Here is a 5,560-nt window from a genome sequence, read left to right as displayed (position 1 = left end):
GTGCCATCGCTAATACCGCGGTCTGCCCCATCAGAGAAGGCTTGGTCGAAGGGTTTACTGCGTCTATGTATAGTGATGCTTTCGGACCTAAGTCTAAGGAGATTCTCTCCATCGCCTTGTCCACCACCCCGTTAAGCTCAACTTTGTTTGGACTATCGCCGTCAACGCCACCCACCACTCTTAGATCCTGTACGTAGGTAACAGCTCGGCTCAGTTCTGCCTTGGAGTCCTCCAGGCTCAAACCTATTTTGATGGCCATAGCCTCCAGATTTTCGACAACGATTTGTTCTTCCTGAGTCCTCTGCCCTTCAACAGGAAAGAAACTTAGAACAGTCTGTGTAAAACTGTCCAAGGTTGCACGAGCGACCTCGGTACCTCCTTGAGCTACATTCAAGGGATTATTTACTCGGTGAGCAAGATCTCCAAATAGGAATAGCTTGGTGCTTAAACTTTGATTGAACTTCACAATGTCGTCTGCGTGACTTCGAGCCTCCTTGGTAAGTTCTTCCAAATGGGTTTCACTCTCTAATTCTAGTGATTTAATTTTGGAAGCAAGGGCCAGTGAGAAGAGGCAGGCTTCAAGCGAGCCTCCAACTTGCATTATGTATTCAGTCCAAACTGACGAGTAATTGAAAACCACCTTGGCTAGGCTGAAACCAATGCAACTCAAGATAAATGACGAGAATGCTACACAATAATATTTAGCGGTTGTGGTGCCACGTGACCATAAGTACAAGCCGGCTCCAAATAAAATAACTACGCCAGTACAACTAACGTAAACCCCTAAAACAACATAGCTCCAATAGTACGGTAGGATCCCCGTCAAAAGCGCTCCGGAGACCGCGGTCAGTTCAATCCCTTTCATCACCTTCCATGTTCTTGGCAGCGAGTTAGGGAGGGAGAGCAGTGCGCCAGAGAATTCGATCACGCACACTGATAGAATTGCTAGCAAATAAGGAAAACACAGTTGATTCAACGCCGAATGGTTAGGCCATAAAAACTGATAGCTCCAACCGCGCAGTGACACCATAAAAAGCATAGTCGATAAGACATAACCAACGTAAAAGAGATAATCCTTATCTTTCAAGAACCAAAATAGGAGAAAGTTGTAGAGCGACATCACAAGCATGATGCCTATGTATATCCCATCCGCAAGAACTGGAATTGTTTCACCCTGCGACATTGTGGAGGACTCAACAAGGTAGATGGGTAGCTCGACGATATCGCCTTCAAATTGCTGCGAACGCATGAGCAATAAAGTCCGCCCTTTTGTCCCAACGGTAATGGGAAGAAGAAAGTTTCGATTATCTATTATGCGTTCGCTAAAAGGCTGCCGGTCACCTACACGGTAAGAATTGGCAGTTACACCGGCATGGAAAACTTCGAGCTCAAATGAATCCATTGCTGGATAGGCCAATTGAAAGATCCAGTTGTTTGCAAGTTCTTCCTGAGACTCTAACTCAACAGCAAGCCAATACACTGAGCTTGTAAATCCAAAGGTTGGGACGTTTTGAGTAGACTGGGTAAAATGCCCCTCCTGGTAGGCATCCAACGCTTCTTCTTTGGTGAGACCCCCATCTGGATCTTCTAGATAGACCGCATGAAAACCTAACGAATACTTTGATTGGTCATCAGTTAGAATCAATGGTGCGGCTGCCTGCGCGTTTAAACAAACAATCTGGATCCCGATTATGCAGGCGAACCATACCTTTAAGATAAATCGAAGGTAGGTATCTTTTAATACGCAAGGCGACCGCAACTTAATTCCCATCAGCAGGTCGTAACCGACCGCCGCAATCTAAAAAAAACCGCACGAATCCAAGACGGGACCCAAGTCCAATCGCTTTTCAGTGCTATCGAGTTCGGAAAAGTTAAACGACCTTAACCTGTGTTGGTTTTGCTACCCCAACTCAGCATATGGTCCCGCTTTTTAAATCGGAGCTCAAGCGTAGACCTCTCTATTAGGTGATAAAAAGTGCTCAGATATTTTCTGGCATTTCCGGACACCCTGCCCAAAAAGTACGACGGTTTCAGGGGTATTTTACCTCTAGTACCTACGGAAAATCTTGGCTGGATTTGCGTTTAATTCTTGGAAAAGCATACCTTATACTTAGAGTTTTGTTACCAGCTTGAAATGATTAACATATTTAATTGAACGGGACTTTCAAACCCTGAAACCAAACCGGTTTAATAAAGTATCTAAAGATACTTCAAGGATCAGCCATTAAGAGTATTCGGTCACATTCACACATGCTACTGCTGATTCAAGCAGTATCTTGGTCTGTAATTCTTACTGGCTGCGGTTCGACGACTCCACACAAAGTAATTAAAGCTCAAAACGGGAAAGTCGACTTGTCTACTTGGGCAGCTAAGGATCAGCCTACTATTGAGCTTAACGGTGATTGGAAGTTTGCCTGGGGTAAATTTCTAGATTTCTATACTATTAACGCCGCTCCGATGGAGACATATGAGAACATAAAGGTCCCCTCGAAGTGGACGCAGAAAGAGAACTCGGTTGGGGCAAGCTCAACAAGAAAAAATACAGGGTTCGGCACTTATTTTCTTCGACTAAGCCTTGGCGACCAGTCACTTATTGATGCCCCGCAACTCTCACTTGTTGCAAAGAGTCTCTGCTGTGCAGCCAACGTAGAAATATGGGATGTAGAGCGTGAAATAATATTAGGGCAGTCGATTGTGGGTATACCTAGCCTGAACGCAAATCAAGAGCGGGCTCGAATGAATGTGGATGCCGTTGTGTCGTGGGAGCACCTTCAGGCAACATCATTATTAATCATTGTGCAACTTAGTAACCATGTACATGCTCGACCTGGTATTCTTAGTCCGCCTACTCTCGGACTAACCTCTATACAAAGCAAAGCCATACTTAAACAGGTCATCATCGGTGCCGGGGTTTTCGGAATACTTCTTATCATTTCCCTCTACCACCTGGTGCTATTTCTCCAAAGGCGCAACGACCAACTGGCTCTCACGTTCGCGTTTCTATGTTTCGTCGTGGCGGTCCGAGAAATTCTCACATCGGGTATTTTTGAACAGCTGGTGGATATTTCGCTGCCCTTTACTTTTGCGCTTGCATCCATGCTTGAATACCTCACGATGCCATTAATATGCATATCTGGCTTCATGTATTTCGGTGCGCTCTACCCCAATAAAATCTTCGACTGGATGAAAAAAATATGGGGATATGGATTTGGCGGCATCCTTATAATCATGTGCCTATTTCAATCGAGCCTTGCTTTCACTGAAGCTATTAACCTGTTTAATATTCACCTCAGTATTTCGATGCTCACTCTCATCAGCCATGTGGTCTATGCCTGTTTCAAAAAGAAAGAACTGGCAAATTGGGTCCTCTTCTCTACGTTAAGCGTTGTACTAGGCTTTACAAATGACCTGCTATACGCACGACACATTATCGAAACGGGTTATATCGGACCCTATTTATTCCTCATGTTTATCCTGGTTCAATCAGCTATTATTGCGAAAAGATTTGCCAGGGCCTTCGACGAGCGGGATGCTTCGAACAAAGCGCTACTTGAAACATACAGACAACTTGATCGAGAATTGCTGAAACGAGAAAAGCTCATAGAAGGCAATGAGCTACTCCAAGCAGAGATTGAAACAGCATCTCAACAACTCATTCAAGCAGACAAGCTTTCATCACTTGGTCAGCTTGTGGCTGGCGTTGCGCACGAAATAGCGGGGCCAACCAATTACATTGGCTTGGCCATCAGGCTCGTTAAGAAGCGTGTTGAATCTGTTCAAACGTTACTGGGAAAAATTCTAGACCCAAGTGATCCCGAAGCAAAGCAAGTACTCGACCTTTTCAATTCAGATATCAGTGAAGCCAACGATGAGATTCAACGTATCGAATCGGGCGTAGTCAAAATTCAAGACATTCACTCGGCGCTACGGAATCATGGGCGTGTCGATTCTGCTCCCAGTTATAATTTAGAGATTCTACCAATACTCGACGAAACACTGATAATTCTTGGCAGTAAAACCAAGCTGATTGAAACACAACGGGAGACATCCCAGGCGCCGCTTTTTACGGGGCGTAGATCACAAATTAGCCAAGTGTTGACCAATCTCATTGGCAATGCGGCGGATGCCGTTGAAGAGAAACGACTTCAGGAAAAAGAACTTGGGCAATCGTATCAGCCCAAAATTCTCATTCAGGCCAACGCGAGCACCAGAGATAATCAAGAGATGCTTGAAATCTCTATCCACGATAACGGTTACGGGATCCCACTAGAAATCCGAGAAAAGATTCTTCAGCCATTTTTCACAACCAAGGCGGTTGGCAAAGGAACTGGGCTCGGTATGCCCATTATCATTCGGATCATCGAGTCCCACGGTGGCTCGCTGGAAATTACCGACTCTCAAAATCTAGGCGGCGCTTGTTTGAGATTTTGGATTCCTTGCAGCCCTACGACCGCCACTTAAATGGGTGCTCAACGCCTGAATTACCGTCTTTCAGCGTGTTCACGCAATTTTTGTACATTCAGTTCGCCACACTCCATCGATTTCGATAAGGTCATCACACTGAGGGAGGTTGATGTATGCCGATGGCCAGCCCAAAAGATGAAGAACTCCAAAGCTTTGGGATTAAGCCCCACGACGAAGGGATGCATCCCTGCCCCGCTGATATGCCCGAGTGGCAAGAATCGGTTTTCTACGATTGGATAGATGAGCAAGGCAGCCTTGCCGGCCACTGCAGAGTTGGCCTTCATCCGGCCGACAACAAAATCTGGCTTTGGCTCTTTCTCACCGATGGAGATGGCTGGGTGGCTATTGAGAAGACGCATTTGCCCTATTCAGAGTTTACGGAAGATACCTGGGCTTTTAATCACGACGGCCTAAAGTTTGAGCGAGGTGTGCCCAAGCCGCTTCGGGAAAACACACTCAAGGTATCCGGTATGGCGCGAGGTATTTCAGGCACACACCAAGGCCAAGAGATTCCCGTGAATGTGTCGCTTCACTTTCATGCAGCCGGTGCAGCCTACAGTATGGGCGAGCGCGAAGAGACCGGCCCAGACGGAAACGAATACGAAGCCAAGCGCTTTGAACAACCCATGACCGTGCAAGGTTCCATGCAGATAGGCGAAAGCAGCCACGCTATTCAGGGGCACGGTGAACGCGACCACAGCTGGGGCACCCGTTACTGGGAACTCATGGATTGGACGTTCTTGATTCTCCACTCCGACAACCTTCGAGCCCAATGCACGGAGGTACTCTTTGGGGAGAACAGCTTCACGCTTGGCTATGTGCAAAACCCCAAGATGGTCCCCATTTACGAAGCTACTTTCGATATGCAATTCAGCGCCGATTTAGAAAACCCATGCTCCGGCACCATCAAGATTCCTCTGGATGGCGGTGAAACCCTCGAAGGCAAAGTGGTGCCCGTTGGCGTGGTGCCCATTGAAATCGCCCATGTGTATCCCACGCCTATGAACTCTGTGTATCGCCGTGCTTTAGTACGATGGGAACCCACAGATGGCTCAGAACCTTGCATGGGATGGCTGGAGTGGTGTCGCCGCCCCGC

3 protein-coding genes are annotated in these 5,560 nt (G+C 46.8%); 2 read left to right on the top strand and 1 reads right to left on the bottom strand.

Going from position 1 to position 5,560, the window contains the following annotated elements; translation table 11 throughout:
• A partial coding sequence (locus HOK28_07470; protein MBT6432914.1) for a hypothetical protein occupies positions 1 to 1,771 on the bottom strand: 1,771 nt, incomplete at its 3' end.
• 581 nt (positions 1,772 to 2,352) lie between these two features.
• Here HOK28_07470 and HOK28_07465 point away from each other — a divergent pair.
• Positions 2,353 to 4,461 (top strand): hypothetical protein, encoded by a 2,109-nt coding sequence (locus HOK28_07465; GenBank protein MBT6432913.1) that lies wholly within the window; start codon positions 2,353 to 2,355, stop codon positions 4,459 to 4,461.
• Between the two features lie 116 nt (positions 4,462 to 4,577).
• Positions 4,578 to 5,560 (top strand): hypothetical protein (locus HOK28_07460; GenBank protein MBT6432912.1); only part of this gene is annotated, 983 nt, incomplete at its 3' end.

Source organism: Deltaproteobacteria bacterium, assembly GCA_018668695.1.
Classification (GTDB): Bacteria; Myxococcota; XYA12-FULL-58-9; order XYA12-FULL-58-9; family JABJBS01; genus JABJBS01.
Note: the sequence above shows the minus strand (reverse complement) of the source record. Positions and strands in the feature narration are given on the sequence as shown.